Here is a 20403-nt window from a genome sequence, read left to right on the forward strand (position 1 = left end):
TCGGACCCCAGGTTTGCCGGATTACCGCGTGGCGGTCAGATCCAGGGTGACGGTCACGATATCGCCCACTGTATCAGTGCCCACACCTGCGCCGAGCTGATAGTCCAGTCGGTTGAGGGTAGCCTTGCCTTCGGCCTTTGCCGTGTCGCCGTCAATCTGCAGGGTGAAATCCAGATCGACAGGATGGGCAACGCCCTTGATGGTTACGGTGCCGCTGGCACGGTAGCTGTTTCCTTCGACCAGCGAAACGCTGTCTGCCTTGAATTCCGCAGCCGGGAACCCGTCGACGTCGAACCATTCCTTGCCTGGCAACGTGCCGTCAAACTGCGGGTTGCCGGTGGCTGCGCTCGCCGGATTGATTTCGGCGGAAATTTTCGCAGCTTCCGGTGCGTTCGGGTCAAAATCGATGCTTGCGGTCCAGGAGGCAAAGGTACCTGCAAGCGTGTTGCCGGCCTGATTGACCTCAAAGCCAAGCGTGCTCTGCGCCGGGTCGACAGTCCATGTGTCTGCAAGCGCAGGGCCGGAGAGCGTCGAGATGGCCAGTATGGGGAGGGCGTATACTAGTTTTTTCAGAGCCATGTAGTATTTTCCTAAAGCTTTCTGTCAGGTGTCATTTTTTGCAGGTGCCGTGGAGACCATGCGCCTCAGCGTGTCATCCCTGGCAATGAAATGATGCTTCAGTGCTGCGGCGACATGTACCACGATCAGTGCGATCAGCAGGTAGGCACCATACGCATGCAATAGTTTGAAGAAGCTCTCTGCCTGTTCCTTGGACCCCAGAATTTCAGGAACCGGCAAGTGAGGTACTGGTTGCACATTGAACAGAATTGTCGGAATGCCCCAAGGCGAAGCGGACACCATGAACCAGCCGGTGATCGGCATGGCGAAAATAAGTGCGTAGAGACCGACATGACCAAGATGCGCCCCGATTTTTTCCAGCGGGTGCATGCCTTCGGGAAGTTTTGGTGACGGATTGAACACGCGCCAGACCAACCGCAGCACACCAAGCGTCAGAACCACAAACCCGATGGACTTGTGCAGCTGGAAAAGCTGGAAAGTCGCAGGGTCGGTTTGCGGCAGCGTGGTCAGGTAAAGACCAAAAGCAAGCATGCCGATAATCAGGAGAGCCATCGTCCAATGGAAGAAGATGGCTATTTGCCCATACCCTGTCGTTGTATTGCGCAGCATGGCCTGTTCCCTGGAAAGGGAAGCCGGTCGGAACCGGCTTCCGGAGAGTTTTCTTTAGTTGGTCTGAGCAGCGGTAAGCGCTTCTGCGTGGAAAGTCACGTTCACTTCGTCACTGACATAGGGAACATACTTGTCCATGCCGAAGTCAGACCGTTTCAGCACGGTCGTAACGGCAAAGCCGGCAGCTTCTTTTTTGGCCATGGGGTGTTCACCCATTGCGGTCACCTGAACCTGGAGGGTGACCGGCTTGGTGATGTCCCGAATAGTCATGTCGCCGGTGACTTCCAGCTGGTTTTCACCGGTTTGCTCAACCTTGGTGCTTTTGAAGGTTGCTTTGGGAAACTTTGCAGCATCAAAGAAGTCGGCGCTCTTGAGGTGAGTGTCCCGATCCGCCCAGAAGGTGTCGAGGCTGTCGATGTCGATGGTAAACTCGACGGAAGAATTGGACGGCGTGTCCTTGTCGATCTGGAGGTTTCCTTCCCAGTTGCCGAAACGGCCATCTGTGGTGGAGTATCCAAGGTGATTGTAGGTAAAGGACAAATTGGCGTGAGACTTGTCGAAATCATAGGCGACAGGTTCGGCAACGGCGGTTCCGGCCAGTAGGGACAAAGCAAGCGCTGAAGCTGCAAAACGGATCATGATCAAACCTCTTTGACTGTTTCGGGAGCGTTCGCTCATGAACGCTGCCAGCCAGATATATGTAAAAAAAACGCGAGCGCTATTTGACTGTCTGTTCGTGTTGGCTGAACAATTCCACGTCTGTCGCTCTGGCCGGCTTTCTCTCATTTCCGTCATTGAAGTCAGACATTTGCCTGTCCACCTTGTTAAGGTGCACATCCGGTGCCCGACGAGGGTAAACTGAAGGTCGGGTAACTGAAGAATCAATTCCAGTTGAGTAGCTTGGACATCTGCAGTTTGTCTTGTGGAGAGGCAAGGGGCTGAATTATTGAAGAAAATTGTTGTGTCATCATTCCATCACCAATCGCGTGCATCTGTTTGAACAGTTTCCCTCAAGTCCAAAGCGCCATCAGCCAAACGTGACTCCAGGCATTGTCTGGAGATGAAGGAGAATCAATCGTGAAACAGGCAGTCATAGTGTGTCACCGGGGGGCGTGCCTTGCTGCGCCGGAAAACACGCTGGTGGCACTCGAAAAGGCCATCGACCTTGGCGCGGATGTGGTCGAGTTCGACGTGAGGCCGTCAAAGGACGGGGTGCTTTACGTCATGCACGACGAGACGGTGGATCGAACAACCAACGGCAGCGGCCGGTTTGCCGATATGCATTCTTCCGAGATCGACCGGCTTGATGCAGGCGGTTGGTTCGGCCCGGAGTTCGCCGGAGAGCGCGTCCCGCGCTTTGACACTTTTCTGGATCGATGCAAAGGCCGGATTGGAACCTATGTCGAGATCAAGGAAGGCGATCCGGGTGAGGTGCGGGACATGTTGGCCGTGCGCGGCATGTTGAATGACGCGTGGACCTTCTCATTCGATCAGTCCATTCGGGCAGAAGCGCGGGCAAAGGTGCCTGACCTCAAGCGCATGGTGCTGTTTGCCCATGTCGGGTCGGTCGAACGCGCCGTTGCCCAGGAAGCGCACATTCTGGAGTTTCACGAAGATTGTTTCGATGAAAACCTGGTCGCCGAAGCCAGGGAGGCCGGGCTGGTGACGCAGTTGTTTTATGCCGGAGCTGATCGCGCCGTGTTCGAGAAAGCCGTCCGCTGCGGTATCGAACAGATGAACATCGACCATGTCGAGGTTTTCAGGGATGTAGAGAAAAACACGAAGATGTTGGTATTAGACTAGCGAAGAGAATGAACAAAGAGAAAGAGAATTGGAATAACGAAATAAATACCGAATAAATGAGTGTTTTGATTGAGTTTTTCTGAGTATATTGAAGGAAGATAAGATTTTAATAAATTTTGTTAATATGATTGTTCTTTGTGTTTATTATAAGTATTTAGAAGTGGTTAAATAACGATTGGTATTCTTCTGCCTTGACCTTCCTGCCAGTTCGTTGGGGTTTGCAATGAATATCAGTTCTGTAGGTGATGATTGTTTCGATCGGTGTAAGTCTGTTCATCGGACTGCATCGGGATATTTCTCGCTGGATCTGGCGCGGAAGCTCGCATTGATTGTCATTGCCTTTGCAACAATGCTTCTCCTTTCCTTTGACGCGCACTCAGCCGAAGGCGAGGGGGCTCGTAATGGTTGGCATTGGTATGTTGAGCGGGTCATCGGACGTGTGACCTTCGAGGCGGAAGACGGAAAGAAGTTGGCTGCACAAAAAGGGATGCAGATCCAACGAGGCTGGAAGGTGAAAACCGGTCGTGGACGCATAATCATTGGCCGAGGTAAGGAAAAGTTCACCGTCGCGCCCAATTCCATCGTAACTCTTGAGCCCAAAGGTTTTCTGATTAAGCGGACGGTGCTTTATCAGGATCGCGGTGTGGTAGAGGTCGACGTTCAGCGACGCTGGTATCGACACTTCAAGGTGGAAACGCCGTTTCTTGCCGCCGTTGTCAAGGGAACCCAATTCAAGGTTCGTGTAAATCAAAACAGCGCCTATGTCGACGTGGGCAGGGGCAAGGTCAATGTGCACGATTTTGCGTCTGGGGAGAGTGCGAACATTGAAGCAGGTCAGTCTGCACGCACGAATCCAACCAAACGAGTCGGTTTGAGAGTAAGTGGGAAAACCAAACCTGAGATTTTTGCAGGACCCAAAAGAGCACCAGCGTTCAAAACACGTGTTGTGAAAAACGTTCCTGCATCGCAAAAGCAGGCAAACGCCGCAAATTCAAACCGTAGCGCTAGTGTTTCGAACAATGGAAACTCCGGTGGCAATGGCAACGGGAACTCGGGAGGCAATGGCAACGGAAACTCCGGTGGCAACGGCAACGGAAACTCCGGCGGCAATGGCAACGGAAACTCCGGTGGCAACGGCAACGGAAACTCCGGCGGCAACGGCAACGGAAACTCCGGTGGCAATGGTAACGGGAACTCCGGTGGCAACGGCAACGGAAACTCCGGTGGCAACGGCAACGGAAACTCCGGTGGTAACGGCAACGGAAACTCTGGTGGTAACGGCAACGGGAATTCCGGTGGTAAAGGTAAAAAATAGCTTTCCGCCGTTCGGGCCAAGACGTCATTTCGGATTGGCTTGCGGAGTTACAGAGTAGTCTTGAATTCAGATCCTATCATCCGAGGCCGCAAACAATGCGGCCTCACTATTTGTATAGATTTTGTTTACTGTTATTCTTGAAATTTGCGTATTTACGCAAAGACAAACTATGGAAATGGGTTCAGTTTCACCTCGAGTTAATTGCTTTCTGTTAGCGTTTCTGAAGTTTAATTTGGACGGAACGCTCCAAAATGGCCCAGTTCGATACATTGCAAATCATCAGGAAGTTTTTGTTCTGCTTCTTCGGTGTTCAAAAGAGGGGAAGCAATAAATCGCTTCCCGGTTTTTTTGCTGCCTTGTTCTTAATACAAGCGCTTGTGTTGGGAGGAAGTTCCGTCGTGAACGCGGCGGAACAGGCTTGGGTGGTCAAGCGGGTCTCAGGCATCGTCTATTTCGTTGCGCCTAACGTCGAGGCGTTTCGCGTCAAGCGTGGAATGGTTTTCGAAAAAGGCTACACATTGGGCACGCGTGCCGGAGCGAGAGCATTGATCGCTCGCGGAAATGAAACGATTTCAGTTGGCCCCAATACGACATTTGCGATCTCGAAGTATCGAAGCCAGGGTGTTCAGACCACACTCTTGCAACGCAAGGGAACAATCGAGGTCGACGTCCAAAAGCGCGGCAAACCGCATTTCACGGTCGAAACGCCATTTTTTGCAGCAGTGGTAAAAGGCACTCGATTTGAGGTTTCGGTTCGGGGCAAAAAAGCCAATGTGTCGGTGCAGCGCGGCCTCGTCGAGGTTGAGGACTTTGCCTCCGGGGACAGAGCAGATTTGGGTGCAGGTCAGTCAGCATCAAGTGAGCCGGCACGAAACGTAGGTTTGAAGGTTGCAGGCCGCACAAAGCCATCCGTCAAAAAAGGAACCAAACGGGCTCCGGCTTTCGATACGCCGCCAGTAAAGAATGTTCCGAGTGCCGCAGAAGCTGCAGGCCGTGGAAACAGCCAGAACGTTCTTGGCAGTATTTTCGGAGGCAATGGCAACGGGAATTCCGGTAACGGCAACTCGGGCAATGGCAACGGGAATTCCGGTAACGGCAACTCGGGCAATGGCAACGGGAATTCCGGTAACGGCAACTCGGGCAATGGCAACGGGAATTCCGGCAACGGCAACTCGGGCAATGGCAACGGGAATTCCGGCAACGGCAACTCGGGCAATGGCAACGGGAATTCCGGCAACGGCAACTCGGGCAATGGCAACGGGAACTCCGGCAACGGCAACTCGGGCAATGGCAACGGGAATTCCGGTAACGGCAACTCGGGCAACGGCAACGGGAACTCCGGCAACGGTAATTCGGGCAATGGCAACGGGAATTCCGGCAACGGCAACTCGGGCAATGGCAACGGGAATTCCGGTAACGGCAATTCGGGCAATGGCAACGGGAATTCCGGTAACGGCAATTCGGGCAATGGCAACGGTAACGGCAAGAAGTAAGCCGAAGTCAACTTGCCCACCGAGGGTGAGCTGCATTGCAATCGAGACGATTTGAATAGTTGATTGGGGGCTCCGATCTGGCAAGCACTTAACAGAATGCGCCTCGTGAACGCATGTCTGCTCGCAATCTTCATGGTTGCGAGCGTGTTTGTTGTGCGTGCGAGCGGTATTGCCACTTCTCTTGATCGCTGGCTCTGGGAGGCAAGATTCGGTGTCGATCATCGCCCCGTGTCTGGTGAGATTGTTCTTGTCGACATTGACGCACGCAGCCTCGATAGCCTGGGAGTGTGGCCGTTACCCCGTCGCCTTTATGGTCAACTGACAGACCAGCTGGCGAGTCTTGGCGTTCAGGACATCGTATTTGACGTTGATTTTAGTGCTGCTTCCACGCCTGAAGACGATCTCATTTTCGCCGAGGCTATTGAAAGAGCGGGCATTGTGAGCCTTGCTGCATTTGTTCAAAAAGCTGGAGCAGACGGAAATTCAGGCGAAGTTGTAAACCTGCCGCAGGAGATGTTTCTTCAGAATGCATGGCCGGTGGTTGTCATGGTTCCCATGGAAGATGACAGCCGTATCTGGCGCAATCTCTTCGGGTTCGAAATTTCGGGGACTTCGGAACTCTCGGCAGCGGCCTTTCTGGGCAACTACAGCGGCACGACGTCCGGCGCATTTGGTCTTGACTACAGTATCGCGATTGACCAGCTGACACGCGTCTCCCTTATTGATGTGCTTGAAGGTTCGGCTGATCCTTCTGTATTTGCGGGCAAGAAAGTGATTGTCGGGGCGAGCGCTCTGGAACTGCGGGATCTTTTTCCCGTGCCAGTATTCGAGATATTGCCGGGTAGTGTGATCCAGGCACTGGGAGCTGAAACACTTCTGCAAAATCGTGCCATGACCGAACGCGGCGAGTTGATTGCGCTTCTGTTTGCTTCTGTGATTGTCTTGCTGCTGTTTCTGACCAAGGTCGAAGGATGGCAGGTCAAGGTTGGAATTCTGGTTCTTGCGGTCATTTCCATTGAAGTTCTTGCCTTTGGAGTTCAGCGGCTGAGCCCGGTTTTGGTCCCTGCGGCAAGCGCATATTTTCTGCTGTTTTTCGCGGCGGTCGGAGTAATTCTGCGTGAACTCGGATTTCACAAGGTCTTGTCGCACATTGCCACGGTCAGACGGCGCAATAGCGAACGGATACTCGGCCAGGTATTCGATGACAGTTTCGACGCGATTGTTGTTCTCGACAAGGATGGCAATATCACCGCGGCAAACCAAACGGCCAGAAAGCTGTTTCTGGATGAAATGCTGACGGGAAAGCCCGCACGTTCTGTATTGCCTGCCGCGTTGGTAGAAGAGGCAGAAATTGCTCTTGGCTCCGACAAAAATCGTCAACCTGCGCCGCAAATACTGACGCTTGCGGGCGAGGGAACGAAACGCAGATTCATCGAATTTGTCGTAACCCGGTCAGACAAGACCGAAGTCAGCAGAAATCGAAATGGAGATTTCGAAACCCGTGCGGTTGCCTGTCTGACCTGCCGTGATGTGACGGATGAAAGGGAATCGGCAGAGCAGTTAAGATACCTTGCCCAGTTCGATCCTGTAACCAATCTGGCCAACCGAAACGAGCTGGAGCGAGAACTGTCTCGGAAAATGAAACTGGCAAATGACAGCGGCCAGGAGCTGTGTCTGGTTCAGTTCGCTGTTTCGAATTTCGATCAAATCGTTGCAACTCTCGGGTTTTCATATGGGGATCGGGTCCGTCAGGCAATTGCGTCACGGCTGAAGAGCCACCTGTCGCAACGAACCACCTGGGCGGCGATGTCGGCTGATGTCTTCGCAGGGGTGTACTTGTGCGAAACTGACGATGACCGTGATCTGTCAGTGATTGACAAAATCCGGGAAATTATCGGTGAAGACTATACGGTTGAAGGTGCACGTATTTCTGTGCAGTTGAAATTTGGTTGTGCTTTTTCGGAAGGATCGATTGGGCCCGAAGACATCCTGAAAAGGTCAGGAAATGCACTGGCGAAAGTTCGAAGAGATGACCGTAAACAGGTCATTCGTTTCAAGCCGGAAATGGGCACGGCTCTCCAGCGGCGCAGAAAGCTGGAAACAGAATTGTTCAAGGCCATCGCCCGGGATGAATTGAGTCTCGCCTATCAGCCTCTCATAAATCTCGAGGATGGCTCGACCTTTGGTGCGGAAGCTCTCTTGAGATGGGAGAGCAGGGAATTCGGAACTGTCTCGCCGTTCGAATTCATTCCGCTGGCAGAAGAGAATGGATACATCGTTGAACTTGGCGCCTGGGCGCTGAACAGAGGCATGAAGGAAGCCCGCACATGGCAAGAAAGACTTCGGTTGTCGGTCAATATCTCGCCGGTGCAATTTTCACGCGGCGATCTTGTAGGAACGGTGCGTGAAGCTCTCGAGCGTACACATTTTCCTGCTGAACTACTCGACCTTGAGGTCACGGAATCTCTCTTTATCGATGAGAGTGAGGATCTGAAGTTCCACATGGAGGAGCTGAAATCCCTTGGCTGCAGCTTCTCTCTCGATGATTTCGGCACCGGTTACTCATCTCTTGGTTACGTTGCCAACTATCCGTTCTCGAAAATCAAACTCGACAAGTCGTTTGTTCGCCAGTCGCTCACAAGCAAGAGGGACATTGCGATCATTGAGGCGGTTCTCCATCTCGCCAATGGCTTCGATATGTCCGTGCTGGTGGAAGGAATTGAAACTCAGGAACAGGCACGCGTGTTGAAAAGTCTCGGCTGTCCGATGGGGCAGGGCTATCTGTTCGGAAAACCAATGAGTTCCACCGATTTTGCTCTTTTGGTCTCAAAGGCAGCTTAGCGCCGAACGATCCAACACTCCCTGTTCTTGTCCGGTTTTGCACGTTTATGCAAATTACGGATCTTGTTTTTTGATTTTAATGCGTGATATTGCACGTTTATGTCCAGTGTTTCTTATTTGCCAGAACAACGCAGATCCGAGATCCTAGCGATCCTTTCCAGAGGAGAGCCGGTTTCGGCTGCAGAACTTGCGGTCAGGTTCTCCGTGTCAGAAGACGCGATCCGGCGTGATTTGCGAAAGCTGGCGGCAGAAGGGCTGTGCGAAAAAGTCTACGGTGGGGCGTTGCCGGTTTCACCAAGCGCGCAACCCTATTCCAGCCGGGCTGGAGAAGATCGAAGCCGGAAAGAGGCATTGGCCACTGTCGCGCTGACATTGTTGATGCCGAGGCAGTGTGTGTTCCTGGATGTCGGCAGCACAAATGCGTTGCTGGCTGAAATGCTTCCCAGCAACCTCGATCTTACGGTCGTTACGAATTCGGTGCCGGTGATGGCGGCTTTGATGGACCGGCCAGGGATCAGCTTGTTCGCATTGGGTGGTTCCGTCGGAGGTCAGGCGGGGGGAATGACCGGTGCGCAGGCTGTAAGCGACATGGAACGCTATCGGTTCGATCTGGCATTTCTGGGAACGTGCTCCTTGTGTCCGGAAACAGGCGTAACTGCCTTTGATGGTGATGATGCCGAGGTGAAACGAGCGGCCGCCAGAAACAGTGAGAAGATTGCCGTGATGGTGACTACGGATAAGCTTGGGGCGCGCCTGCCTCACAAGGTTCTTCCGATGGAGCAGATTGATTATCTTGTGTCTGAAGGGGAAGCAGCGCAGCAGCCACTGCATCTCTATCAGACACAGAACAATCAGATTCTGACCACAGCTAATGTCGATACAAATTCGGTGAAAGAAAAATGAGTGCGGGCATAGGAACCTTGCCGACAGACCGGCCCGGAACGCGGTTTGCCACACGGCTCGTGTTTTTTGTTGCAGGCTTCATACTCGGTTGCTGGTCACCGTTGATCCCGTTTGTGAAAGAACGGCTTGCCCTGGACGAAGCTGGTCTTGGCCTGTTGTTGCTGTGTCTGGGGATTGGGTCTGTTTTGACAATGCCCCTGGCAGGTATTGCCTGCACGCGGGTTGGCACCCGCAAAGTCATCTTGTGGGGTGGGTTTGGACTGACCGCGGTTTTTCCGGCTGTGGCGTTCGTTGGGTCGACCTGGGTCATGGTTGCGGTGGTTCTTTGGATCGGGGTCTTTCTCGGGTTCCTGGAAGTCGGCATGAACTCGCACGCTTCTGAAGTGGAGCGGGGTTCGAAAAAGCCTCTCATGTCCGGATTTCACGCCTTGTTCAGCGTTGGCGGATTTGCCGGGGCGGGGGGCGCAACGCTCTTGCTTTCAATTGGCGTGACACCTGCAATCACCGCATCTCTCGGTGCGGTCATTGGTTTCGTCGCCATCGCGGCAGCATGGCCATTCTTGCTGCGAAGGGAAACGGATACGGAAGCCGATTCCTTTGCCATCCCTAAGGGAATTGTTCTGATCATCGCGATCATGACAGCAACAACGTTTCTGGTCGAGGGCGCGATTCTTGACTGGGGTGCATTGCTCGTGAGCGGCCAGGGTCTCGTTGAAATCGCCGTTGGCGGATTTGGTTACATGCTGTTTTCGATTGCTATGACAATCGGACGACTGTTTGGAGACCGATTTGTTGCCGCGGTTGGCAGCCGTCAGTCTCTTGTATGGGGAGGAGCGCTGACGATTGCAGGTCTGGTTCTGGTCACCATCGCACCACATGTCATCATCTCGGGCGTTGGGTTCGTCGCCATCGGCTTCGGGGCGTCAAACATAGTCCCGGTTCTGTTCAGCCTTGCTGGGGCTCAACGAGACATGCCGTCTGGTCAAGCCATCGCCGCAGTCGCGACAGCCGGGTACGGGGGTATCCTGTTGGGCCCAGCAGCCATTGGAGTTGTGGCGGAAGTATCCAGTCTGCCGGCGGCTTTCCTGCTGCTTGCCGTCCTGATGAGCGTCATTCCGCTCTTTGCCTTCAGGGCAACAGCACGCTCAGTCAGGCCCTGTTGATGCAAGAGCACGACTTGTCCGGTGAAAGAGATTGCCGGGCCTCGAAAGCCCGGCATCCGGTTTAAGCTGATTTTTGAATTCCGGAAGCAAGCACGAAGTTAGCTTGGTTCCGGGAAAAGACAGGTATTTGAAAGGGCTCAGGACCCGTTCAGACGCTCTTGAAGCACTGCGATTTCGTCGGCCAGAGCCTGCGCATGACGCTGAACGCGATCAAGAGCCACCCGCATATTGTCGATGTCGGCAGTCGTCTGTTCTTCAGCAACGGGCGGTGCGCCGCGGCCAACGAGCAACCAGGTCGGGCTCACGTTCAGCACACCGGCGAGCAGCACGAGTTTGTTGGAACGCGGTTCGGAGCGGTCGGATTCCCAGCTATGCAGTGTAGCTGTCTTGATGCCGAGCCTGCGGGCAAGCTGCGCTGTCGACAGGCCTGCGATGTCACGAGCCTTGCAGATACGTTCTCCAAGCGTGTAGTCGCTGCTGCTTGTGGGCATGGCTGCGCTCCCATCATTGCCGGCTGTCTCTGCCACCAAACGAAGGCCTCCCTCCGGTTGGGACGGAGAATAATTTTCATATGGATAGGTCATGGCGCGCACACTTGCATGTTCAGGCTGTGCACTGCAACAGCTGAGCGCGGATTTGTCGCATTGAGATTGCGTAGCGGCGGGTTTGTGTGAATCTACTGTCAAAAATTACGGTGCGTAATTTTAGTTCCCGCCCTGTTCTAGTATTCACGCTCGAAGAATATGCCTGCCTTTGAGGAACCGTCGGCGCCGACTTCACCACGCACTTTCAGGCCTCTGTCCAGGTCGATATCAACCTTCACGCGGCTGGATCCCGTGCCTGTTCCTTGTTCAACGCCAAGATAGATGTTGTCGTTGATGTACTTTCCGACGGAAACGGACGTGCCGCCTTCTTCATCGGTATTGATGTCGATTGCATCGAGGCCGAGTGACTTGCGGATTGTTGCCAACGGGCCATTGTCACTGCCGCCGGTAAGCGTTGCAATTGCAGCGGCAAGGCTGGCGACCTGCGTCGCGGACAGGTTGCCGACGCTCTTTCCGAACAGCAGCAGGGCAAGGACTTCGTCCTGAGGCAGTTCGGGCGAGGATGTAAAGGCGATCTGCGGATCATCCGCTTCCCCTCTCACGGTTACCGTGATCGTCGTATTGCTAACCGTCGTTGTCGCGGCGAAATCGATAAGTGGGGTTAGTGAGCCTTCAAACGTCGCACTGCCGCGGGAGAAAACAAGGCGCCTGGTCAGGATATCCAGTTGCCCGCGCTTGAGGGAGAACGCACCAATGGCTTGTGGATCGGCCGTCGTGCCGACGATCTTGAGATTGCCCTGAAGTTCTGCATCCAGACCACGGCCACGAATGAATATCCGGCCAGGTGCGGAGAGCACGATATCGAGGCGCGGAGGGAAGGTTTTTTGTTCCGTCTGATTTTGTCTTTCCCCGCCGCCAAGTTCTTCAACCTGTCTCTGGATCGCCTTTGAAGCATTTACGTGTCTGACTTCAACCGGAGGAATGGCGCCCGGCAGATATTCCGGGATGGAAACATCGGCCTTGTTGATTGTAATCGTTCCGCCAATGAGCGCCGAGCTTGACGTTGAGGCGAGGGGGCCGGAAATTTTCAGATCGGCATCCACCTCGGCCGTGACCAAACCCGGATCAACGTATCGACCCCGATTGAGCTTGATCGCAAGATCGGTCGGAAATCCGTTTTTCATGCCCACCGTGCCGGTGGCGGACAAAGTACCGCCTGTTGCGAGCTCTCCGGCAATGTTGTTCAAAGAGGCTTGGTCCTGTGTAACAGCAGCGGTTCCAGAAATGTTTTGAACCGTCAGGCCTGTCGACAAACTGGTGACCTTCAGACCGGACGGTGTTGCCGTAATTTGGTAGGCCGGGGAGGTTGCCGATCCGCTGACCTTGCCTTTCAATGAAATCGCCCCCTCTCCGCGCAATCCGGCTTCCAGCATCGGGCGTTTCAGCGCTGCGACTGGGACGGTGCCATCCAGGGTGATGGACAGTGGATTTGGTTGGGCCAGGCCGACGGTTCCGGCCGCGGAAAGATTCAGTCCGTTAGGGTCACTCACCTTCGTCGTCTGTGAGACCTGATTGTCTTTCAAGGTCCCGGATGACTGCAATCCCAACAAAGCAATGCCGTTGTTCTTCAACTCGGTTGCCGTCAGCCCCGAACCGGTGATCGACCAGGTTGCTTCAGGTGAGGCCGAAGTACCATTGGCCGATATGTTGCCGGACAAAGTGCCCCCAAGACCAAGTGAAGGCACAAATGCGTTGGCAAGATTCAAGGGAACGGATTTCAGGTCTGCGGACAGATCAAGATTGTTGCCGGCAGTGCCGGAAACGGCCAGCGATCCGCTGCCAAGTTCCAGCTCGAGGGGCTGGATCTTTGCATCACCGTTCGCATAGGAGATTGAGGTCGGCTGTTTCAGTCGGCTCGATATTCCCTGATAGCGCATGGCAAGATCGGAGAGCGCGACAACATAGCTGTTGCTTTCCGGTTGTTTGACCTGAGCCGCAAGCGTCAGACCGTCCTTCGTACCCTTGTCAATTTTGATATCCGCTGAGATGGCCGTGCCACCATTTTCCGGTTTGGCGAGAATCTTGGCCTCGTGAATGGGTGTTGCATCCGTTATGAGGTCTGAAACTTCGATATCGGCCGTCAAAGTTTCGGGGCTGAAGGGAGCGGCAACATTGGCGACCAGTTTCAGATTGCCGACGCTCACCGAGGGAACATCGATATCCGTTCCAGTGATGTCCAGATCTACAGATTTCTTGTCAGGATCTGCCTTGACTGTGCCCTGAAGATTGCCGCTGATTTCGGTTAGAAGCAGAGGCGACAAGGAAGCAAGATCAGGGGCATCGATCGTCAAATCGCCTTTCAGTGTTTCCACGGGTTGGTCCAGGTTTCCAACCGACAGGGCCCCAGAGACTGTGTTTCCGGCTAGCTTCAGGGAAAGTGGATTGATGTCGGCTCCGCCCTCCGAACTCGTCAGTTCCACATCGATTGCAATGGGTTGACCGTTCAACGAAGCGGAACTTTTCACCACCGCGGTCGGGGCTTCCAGATCAGCGGTGGCATCGGCGGAAAACTTCAGATTGTCCAGCGGGGTTCCGGCGAGCATGATCTGCTTCGAAGAAGCGTCTGCTTTCACGTTCAGGGCATCTATCTTGCCTGAGGTTTCCGCATTCAGATCAAGGCTTCCTGCGAGTTGAGGATCTGCCTTTGAAAGATCAGCCAGACTTGCGGAAAGGTTCGAAGACAGGGATGCATCCTGATAATGCGCTTTGCCCGTTGCCTCGATCGCCTCGTTCTTGAGCGCGAAACTCTTCAACGTAACGTCATTCTGGCCAGCCAAGACAACATTTGCATCAATCTGACTGCTGCCTTCGAGCAATGCATTGGCCTGGGGAACGCCGGTCTTCAGATCGTTCGTAACCAGAGCTGCTGTCACGGACCCGGCGACATTTGCTGGATCCAGATCTGTCGAGAAGGAAGCCGAAATGCTGCCTCCCAACTCTCGACCCGCCAGACCATCAAACTTTGCAAGATCTGCCAGCGATGCTCGACCCTGACCAGACACTTTGTCGGCGGAAAGATCAAAGTCCGTGAGCGCAACAATTGCAGCAGGCGTGTTGAGCGACAGATCGTTGAGACGTATCGACTGCTTGCCGCCGTCAGCCGTGCCGGTGCCTTTTAGCGAAAGGTTGCCGGACAGCGGTTCAGTCTGCGGTGTCAAGCCTTCAAGGTTCGCGATGGACAGGTCGATATCGAATGGCGAGAACAAGACGCCCGGTGTCAGATCAGCTCCATTTCCCGAAGCATTGAGCGTAACGTTGCCGGTACGCGCTTCAGTGGTCTGGAAAGAGCTCAAATCGATATTAGTCGACCAATCCGCTGCCGTTTGCTCTCCGGATGCGGAGAACTGAAGGTCAAGTGGTCCGAAGGCGACCCTGCGCTCGCCAATATCCATGCCGACGAGAGCACCGCCACCAGCATCCACGTTCAACGTTCCCTTGGCGTCGATCACACCGTCGGTAAGTGCTGCATTGGCCTGAAGCGAAACGGTCTGCGTTGTCAGTGCAACGTCAGCGGACCTTGGGGCAAACGTGTTTGAAAACGTCGCTGTTCCGGATGCGTCGGTCGTACCAAGCAGAAAGACGTGGGCTGCCGGTGGCGCCAGCGGTGCGAGGTCGCCATCAAGATCGAACGTCAGCACTCGCTCAGAGGATTTTTCTTCGATCTGGGCAGAGCCGGTCACCGTGGTGTGCCCATCAAGGGCCAGATTTAGATTAGCGGCCCAGTTGGTCAGTGGACCATCGCCTTTCAGGCTCATTTGTATGGCCGGAAGATCGGGAACATCCAGAAGACGTGCGGCCAGGCCCCCTCGGGGTTCGGACACCGCTATGTCAAATGCCAGTGTTTCGGCAGCCGGTTCAAATTCAGCAGCAGCTTTGAGTGACGCGTCAACGCCATCCACTCTTTGAATGTCCAGTTTGGCCGTGACGAGTGCCGGATCAAGGGCAAATGAACCGGATCCCGATGCAGTTAGCGAAACGGGGGCGCCAATTAAGGGCTCGCCAAGATTGACTTCGGTCAGTTTCAGGCTCTGTAGGGAAACGTTCAAGGGCAGCGAAAGACCACCGGTACTTTCGCTCTCCTCAGACGGGGGGGGCTCGACGGCAGGCTGCGAGGGCAAACGGGCGAGGTCTATCCGTTCGGCCTCGACTGAATTAAATTCAAGATCGCCGGAAAACAGTTTCAGCGGGTTCCATTTCACGGCGATGCCGTCGACATTCAGCCAAGTACCTTCCGGGTCGGCAAGAACAATCTCTTCGACCGCGGCATCGAGCGTAAAGCTGATGAATAGCCCCTTGACCTCTATGGTCTGGGTCTCATTGGACGCAAGCGAACTGACGATGCCGGAAGCAAGGTTGCGACCGGCAGGAAATTGCAGCGCTCCAATGACCAGCACCGGTACGGCAACCGCGAGCGCGAACAGGAATCCGAAGATCCTCAAAGTGAGATTCAAAAAACGCATCGGCGTTAAAAAGCCTGGCTCAAACCGACATAAAGAGCAAAATCCGGATCGTTCGGTCCCGGATCAAGCGGGACCGCAGCATCAATGCGAAGCGGCCCTATGGGAGTAAAATAACGCAAGCCGGCGCCGACGCCCACCTTCAGGCTCTCAGAAAAGTCGGGAATGCTATCTTCATAGGCGTTGCCGGCGTCGACAAAGCCAACGACTCCAATGGTTTCGGTCATTCTGATCCTGACTTCACCAGAGAGTTCGACAAGCGAACGACCGCCGACGACTTCGCCGTCCACGCGCGGGCCGACGTTCCTGTAGGCATAACCCCGGATTGAGCCACCGCCGCCCGCAATGAAGCGTCTGCTCGCCGGAACCGATTCTACAGATGGTGCCAAAATCGAACCCGCTGACACCTTGCCCGCCAGGATAAATCGTTTGGCCTCGTCCAGAGCATAGTAGCTGGATACGGTCCCTTTCATGAACCCCATGGCATTGGAGTTCAGCGTGTCGTAGGCAGGTTCAGCGAACAGGACGGCAAAAATACCTTTGGACGGATTGAGCTTGTCATCCCTGTTGTCGAAAGTCAGATCGGCAGGCAGGCCGACAAGCAGGTAGTCATCGTTGCCGAATGCATCTTCCTCATTCGCGTAAAACACCTCAGCACCTGCGCGCCCTTTTAGCTGCTCCGAAAACTGACGGTTCAGATACGCATCAAAGGTTATTGAGCGGCTCTTGTAGGCGTCAGGGTTTTCCTGCTTTGCTCCCAAGCTGGTCGAAAAGCTCGTCAACGGTCCGAACACACCAGGCTTTTCAAAGGCGATGCGAGCCGAATACTCTTGGTTTTCCAAGCTTTCCGTTCCGATCCTGCCGATGGAGCCTTCGACGGATAGCAGCTCGCCACGGCCGAAGAGGTTCCGCCGTCGCCAATAGGCTTCAACGCCGAATCCTTCAATACTGGACCAGGAAGCTCCGGCTCCGATGACATGTCGCTTGCGCTCGCTGACCTCAATCGTAATCGGCAAGGTTCCGTCTGGCCCAGCAATGTTGCCTTCTACGAAACGAATGGAAGAGAAAATCCCCAGTTCGTTCAGACGCCTGCGTGCACGGGCAATATCCTCTGGAGAATAAATGCCGCCTTGTGGAAGCATTGCCTGTTGGATGACAAAATCCGGATCCGTCACTTCGGTTCCGTTGACAGAAACCGTTCCAAAACGTGCCTGAGGTCCGGCATCGGCAATCAAAGCGACATCCAGCTTGTTTATGCTGTGATCCGCGGTGATGCGCCGTTCGGCAATTTTCGCTTTCGGATAGCCTCTGCCACGCAGGACCGACACAATCCGGTTTTCAGCGGTCAGTATCTTGCCGGAAGCTGCAATTTCTCCTGGAACCAGCCCCCAGAATGCCGGATCGGTCGACAGATCTCCGCCGTTCGAGGAAATGGCAACTGTGCCAAAGGTGAACTCCGGGCCTGGATTTACAAGAATGGAGACCTTTACCGGTCGCGCGTCAGGAAGGTCACTCTGCTCAAGCGCGGTTTCCAGCGGAATGCCCGCCAGGGAAATGTCCACCGTGCCTCCGTAGCGGCCATTGGCATAAAGCTTTGCGACAAGACGTTCCCGATCAGACAATGCCCGGGCAATCAGTCCGGCTTCTCCAGAAGGTGGTTTGTCCTGTTGCTGAATAAGAAGCGATGCGCCTTTGAGGTCCTTTGAAAGCTCTTCTCCACCATTAGAGGTAGTGAGGTCAGCTTCATAGGGTGTCGGATCCGGCACCGCTTCGCCCTGTTCCTCTTCTTCAGAAGAACCGAAGGGGGACCAGCCAAAAATTTCAAATGAATGCGCTGGCAGTGACGTGAATGAAAGGAGACCGCAGACAAGACTGATTGCAAGAGGGCTTTTTGCAACACAGAACACGCCGGACCGCCAATGAGCGAGCGACGTTTGACATGCGCAAATACGCTGTTCCGGAACTGAGCCGGAAACTGAAGACGGTAGACCCTTCACTTACTGCCGCCTGACGGATTGGCCTGTACGGGAAGTTTATGAAATTCAAACACCCGACCAGGTTACTTTCAGCCCCTACGTAAACCAGCCTAGAGAGCCATGGTTAAAGTTCACTAAATTACGATAGACCATGGCACTGGTATTTACGCAAGGGCTTAAGTTGAATGCCGGTTTTGTCTCGTCGACTGAACAACACGAGTGCTTTCAACTCCGTCTCAGATAGAAACCAGCAGGGTCATTTCCGTCTGTTCAGAAAAGCGGCTCTTCTTCCGGCAGACCCATAAGCCGACGCGCTGCCGTCAGCGTGTTGACCATGAGCATGGCGATTGTCATTGGGCCAACGCCGCCTGGAACAGGCGTAATGGCGCCCGCATGCTCGACAGCTTCGTCAAATGCAACGTCCCCGACCAGGCGCGATTTGCCTTCGCCGCGTTCCGGGGCAGGGACGCGGTTGATGCCGACATCAATGACTGTGGCGCCTTCCTTGATCCAGTCGCCCTTGATCATTTCAGGGCGGCCAACTGCTGCAACAACAATGTCTGCAGCCCGAACAACGTCGGGCAGGTCCTTCGTGCGGCTGTGCGCGATGGTGACGGTGCAGCTTTCCTGAAGCAACAGGCTTGCCATCGGTTTGCCCACGATATTCGAGCGGCCTACCACGACAGCATTTTTGCCGGAAAGAGTGTCGCCAAGTGTCCGTTTCAGGAGGACCATACTGCCTGCAGGCGTGCATGGAACCAGGGCGCTTTCGCGTTCGCCGGTTGTCAGAAGCCCGACATTGATCGGATGAAAACCGTCGACATCCTTTTCAGGGCGAATCAGGCGCAGTACCTTGCTTTCATCAATATGGCCGGGCAGGGGAAGCTGCACCAGAATTCCGTGAACGTCCGGATCGTTGTTAAGCTGTTCTACCAGCGAAAGAACGTCCTGTTCGCTGGTTTCGGCGTCAAGAGTATGTTTAACCGAATGAAAGCCACAGGCTTCAGCTGCGCGATCCTTGTTGCGCACGTAAACCTGGCTTGCCGGATCCTCACCCACCAGAACAACAGCCAGTCCCGGGCGCTTGCCCGTGGCTTCAAGCAGTCTGGCTGCTCTTTGCGTAATCTCGTCACGGACTGATTCTGCAATGGCCTTGCCATCAATGATTTGAGCCTGGGGCATCCCGCTTCCTCATCACTAGTAGAGTCATCTCATTCGTTTTCGGCGACACGCTATAGAATCAAAAGGGCACTTGAAAACACGGTTTGCGTCTTATCTTGCTTCGGTTTCGCCATCTCAACGAAAGTTGTATCTGTTTTGGTCTTTCAAAGCACCTCGGCAAAAGCGTGCAATTCCGCGATGGCGCAGACGATGTGATAAAGAGAGCTTGCCGGCGCCGGTTCTTCAGCGAACGTGCCGTCTGGCGCCAATTTGTCGCGCCACAGGCCGGCCGGAACATCCCGGAAATAGGTCTGCAGAGCGAGGACAGCGTCTGGAATATCCGATAGGTAGGCGCTTCGTTCGACGCCAGTCGAGATCTGGGCAAGCGCGACAGCGGCTTTGATCCATTCGGTTTGCCCCCAGAGCCGGGCGATAGGATCGCGCACGGTGAAATCATCTTTGAGAGACATGAAGGCAACACCACGGCTTTCGTTTATGCCGTAGGTCCAGCCAATGTCGTAAAGACGGCGGGCGGCAATCAGTGCTCCGGCATCGCCACGGTCGTGGCCCCATCTTGCCAGGAGCCAGGCCCATTCAAATTGATGGCCAGGTTCGATCACCTTGCCTTTGTCGCCGGGCATCGGCGACCAGTCCAGTGCAAAGAACTCGCGAAGTCCGCCGGTTACCGGATCAATGAATCTGCTCAGAGCCAGTTCGGCCAGCTCGTCGGCCAAGTCAGGCCAGACGGTGTCGTCGGACGTTTCTTCCCAGGCCAGGCATGCTTCAAAAAGGTGCATGTGGGGGTTAGAGCAAAGCGGGGCCTTGTCCGGATTTGCTTCCCGAAACCCAGCCTCAGGATGCCGATAGTTATCGAAGAGGTAGTTGATCAGATTGCTGGCGGCCTCGATTGCCTGCTCACGGCGTTCAGGCAGAAATTTCGCAATCTGTGCGAAGCTGAAAAGGGCAAAGGCTTGATTGTAGAGATCAAACGAATCATCAACGATCCTGTTGTCCAGATCTGCAGCAGCAGCAATGAAGCCTTCTTTTGTCAGGTAGGTCGCCAGATACCAATCAAGAAGGGAAATTGCGATTTCGCGGCCAGGGCCGTTCCACCCGAGTTTTTCTCCTTCGAGAAAGGAGTAAATTTGTCGAGGGACTACACGTGCCCGCCTGGGGCTTGTTGTCGCACGTCCTGTGTCAAGGTCGATCGCCTCGAAGCACTCTCCCTTTGTATTATCCAGGCCATTCTTCTGCCAAGTTGGGAGTGCATTTTGCGTCAACCAGCCTGTCAATTCTGCCGATAGCGACTTAATAGATTCGTCTTGGATTTTCGGCTGTTTGGCGGGCATTGAATTCCTCATCGGTTTGGTGATTGGCGCAGTGCGCAGTGGGCAACTTACAGGCCGTTTTGCGGAAAACTTAAGACGATAAATCGGAAATTAATCAATTCACTAGGAAAAGCAGGTTTACTGTTACTGCAAAGTCACAGCATGGAGTT

The 20403-nt window shown here is 54.4% G+C and carries 14 protein-coding genes; 6 read left to right on the forward strand and 8 right to left on the reverse strand.

The window, feature by feature from the left end; translation table 11 throughout:
• Positions 1-21: 21 nt before the first annotated feature.
• The 3 genes from ABLO27_RS03770 to ABLO27_RS03780 are packed head-to-tail and all read right to left on the reverse strand — an operon-like array spanning position 22 to position 1827.
• Positions 22-579 (reverse strand): YceI family protein, encoded by a 558-nt coding sequence (locus ABLO27_RS03770; protein ID WP_353030531.1) that lies wholly within the window; start codon positions 577-579, stop codon positions 22-24.
• A gap of 24 nt (positions 580-603) precedes the next feature.
• On the reverse strand, positions 604-1188 hold the full coding sequence (locus ABLO27_RS03775) for a cytochrome b (RefSeq protein WP_353030533.1): 585 nt from the start codon (positions 1186-1188) through the stop codon (positions 604-606).
• A 54-nt stretch (positions 1189-1242) separates the two neighbouring features.
• Positions 1243-1827 carry a YceI family protein gene (locus ABLO27_RS03780; protein WP_353030535.1) on the reverse strand — a complete coding sequence of 195 codons (585 nt, stop codon included), beginning with the start codon at positions 1825-1827 and terminating at the stop codon, positions 1243-1245.
• A 438-nt stretch (positions 1828-2265) separates the two neighbouring features.
• On the opposite strand from ABLO27_RS03780, the gene ABLO27_RS03785 reads away from it, so the two are divergent.
• The 6 genes from ABLO27_RS03785 to ABLO27_RS03810 all read left to right on the forward strand — a co-directional run bounded on the left by ABLO27_RS03785 (position 2266) and on the right by ABLO27_RS03810 (position 10706).
• Positions 2266-2991, forward strand: coding sequence for a glycerophosphodiester phosphodiesterase family protein (locus ABLO27_RS03785; RefSeq protein ID WP_353030537.1), 726 nt, complete (start codon positions 2266-2268; stop codon positions 2989-2991).
• 223 nt (positions 2992-3214) lie between these two features.
• Positions 3215-4306: a FecR domain-containing protein gene (locus tag ABLO27_RS03790; RefSeq protein ID WP_353030539.1), complete on the forward strand. Its 1092-nt coding sequence runs from the start codon at positions 3215-3217 to the stop codon at positions 4304-4306.
• A gap of 398 nt (positions 4307-4704) precedes the next feature.
• Positions 4705-5799 (forward strand): FecR family protein, encoded by a 1095-nt coding sequence (locus ABLO27_RS03795; protein WP_353030541.1) that lies wholly within the window; start codon positions 4705-4707, stop codon positions 5797-5799.
• A 105-nt stretch (positions 5800-5904) separates the two neighbouring features.
• Positions 5905-8640 carry an EAL domain-containing protein gene (locus tag ABLO27_RS03800; RefSeq protein WP_353030543.1) on the forward strand — a complete coding sequence of 912 codons (2736 nt, stop codon included), beginning with the start codon at positions 5905-5907 and terminating at the stop codon, positions 8638-8640.
• A gap of 99 nt (positions 8641-8739) precedes the next feature.
• A complete protein-coding gene (locus ABLO27_RS03805) occupies positions 8740-9543 on the forward strand; it encodes a DeoR/GlpR family DNA-binding transcription regulator (RefSeq protein WP_353030545.1) in 804 nt (267 codons plus the stop codon).
• A complete protein-coding gene (locus ABLO27_RS03810; RefSeq protein ID WP_353030547.1) occupies positions 9540-10706 on the forward strand; it encodes an MFS transporter in 1167 nt (388 codons plus the stop codon). The genes ABLO27_RS03805 and ABLO27_RS03810 overlap by 4 nt, the downstream gene beginning before the upstream one ends.
• Before the next feature lie 137 nt (positions 10707-10843).
• Here the strand turns inward: ABLO27_RS03810 and ABLO27_RS03815 are convergent, their stop codons facing one another.
• The 5 genes from ABLO27_RS03815 to ABLO27_RS03835 all read right to left on the reverse strand — a co-directional run bounded on the left by ABLO27_RS03815 (position 10844) and on the right by ABLO27_RS03835 (position 20254).
• Positions 10844-11197, reverse strand: coding sequence for a helix-turn-helix domain-containing protein (locus tag ABLO27_RS03815; RefSeq protein WP_353030549.1), 354 nt, complete (start codon positions 11195-11197; stop codon positions 10844-10846).
• 230 nt (positions 11198-11427) lie between these two features.
• Complete coding sequence (locus tag ABLO27_RS03820; RefSeq protein WP_353030551.1) at positions 11428-15771, reverse strand: translocation/assembly module TamB domain-containing protein; 4344 nt, start codon at positions 15769-15771, stop codon at positions 11428-11430.
• 5 nt (positions 15772-15776) lie between these two features.
• Positions 15777-17534 carry an autotransporter assembly complex protein TamA gene (locus ABLO27_RS03825; RefSeq protein WP_353030553.1) on the reverse strand — a complete coding sequence of 586 codons (1758 nt, stop codon included), beginning with the start codon at positions 17532-17534 and terminating at the stop codon, positions 15777-15779.
• Positions 17535-18014: 480 nt separating this feature from the next.
• Positions 18015-18926: a bifunctional methylenetetrahydrofolate dehydrogenase/methenyltetrahydrofolate cyclohydrolase FolD gene (gene folD, locus ABLO27_RS03830; protein WP_353030555.1), complete on the reverse strand. Its 912-nt coding sequence runs from the start codon at positions 18924-18926 to the stop codon at positions 18015-18017.
• Positions 18927-19069: 143 nt separating this feature from the next.
• A complete protein-coding gene (locus ABLO27_RS03835) occupies positions 19070-20254 on the reverse strand; it encodes an AGE family epimerase/isomerase (protein WP_353030557.1) in 1185 nt (394 codons plus the stop codon).
• Positions 20255-20403 lie beyond the last annotated feature (149 nt).

It is taken from the genome of Roseibium sp. SCP15 (assembly GCF_040329435.1).
Lineage (GTDB): Bacteria > Pseudomonadota > Alphaproteobacteria > Rhizobiales > Stappiaceae > Roseibium.

Excerpts from the sequence above, each read along its gene's own strand:
- ABLO27_RS03770 (WP_353030531.1), bottom strand. The coding sequence starts at position 579 with ATGGCTCTGAAAAAACTAGTATACGCCCTCCCCATACTGGCCATCTCG.
- ABLO27_RS03775 (WP_353030533.1), bottom strand. The coding sequence starts at position 1,188 with ATGCTGCGCAATACAACGACAGGGTATGGGCAAATAGCCATCTTCTTC.
- ABLO27_RS03780 (WP_353030535.1), bottom strand. The coding sequence starts at position 1,827 with ATGATCCGTTTTGCAGCTTCAGCGCTTGCTTTGTCCCTACTGGCCGGA.
- ABLO27_RS03790 (WP_353030539.1), top strand. The coding sequence starts at position 3,215 with ATGAATATCAGTTCTGTAGGTGATGATTGTTTCGATCGGTGTAAGTCT.
- ABLO27_RS03805 (WP_353030545.1), top strand. The coding sequence starts at position 8,740 with ATGTCCAGTGTTTCTTATTTGCCAGAACAACGCAGATCCGAGATCCTA.
- ABLO27_RS03810 (WP_353030547.1), top strand. The coding sequence starts at position 9,540 with ATGAGTGCGGGCATAGGAACCTTGCCGACAGACCGGCCCGGAACGCGG.
- ABLO27_RS03815 (WP_353030549.1), bottom strand. The coding sequence starts at position 11,197 with ATGCCCACAAGCAGCAGCGACTACACGCTTGGAGAACGTATCTGCAAG.
- ABLO27_RS03820 (WP_353030551.1), bottom strand. The coding sequence starts at position 15,771 with ATGCGTTTTTTGAATCTCACTTTGAGGATCTTCGGATTCCTGTTCGCG.
- folD (WP_353030555.1), bottom strand. The coding sequence starts at position 18,926 with ATGCCCCAGGCTCAAATCATTGATGGCAAGGCCATTGCAGAATCAGTC.
- ABLO27_RS03835 (WP_353030557.1), bottom strand. The coding sequence starts at position 20,254 with ATGCCCGCCAAACAGCCGAAAATCCAAGACGAATCTATTAAGTCGCTA.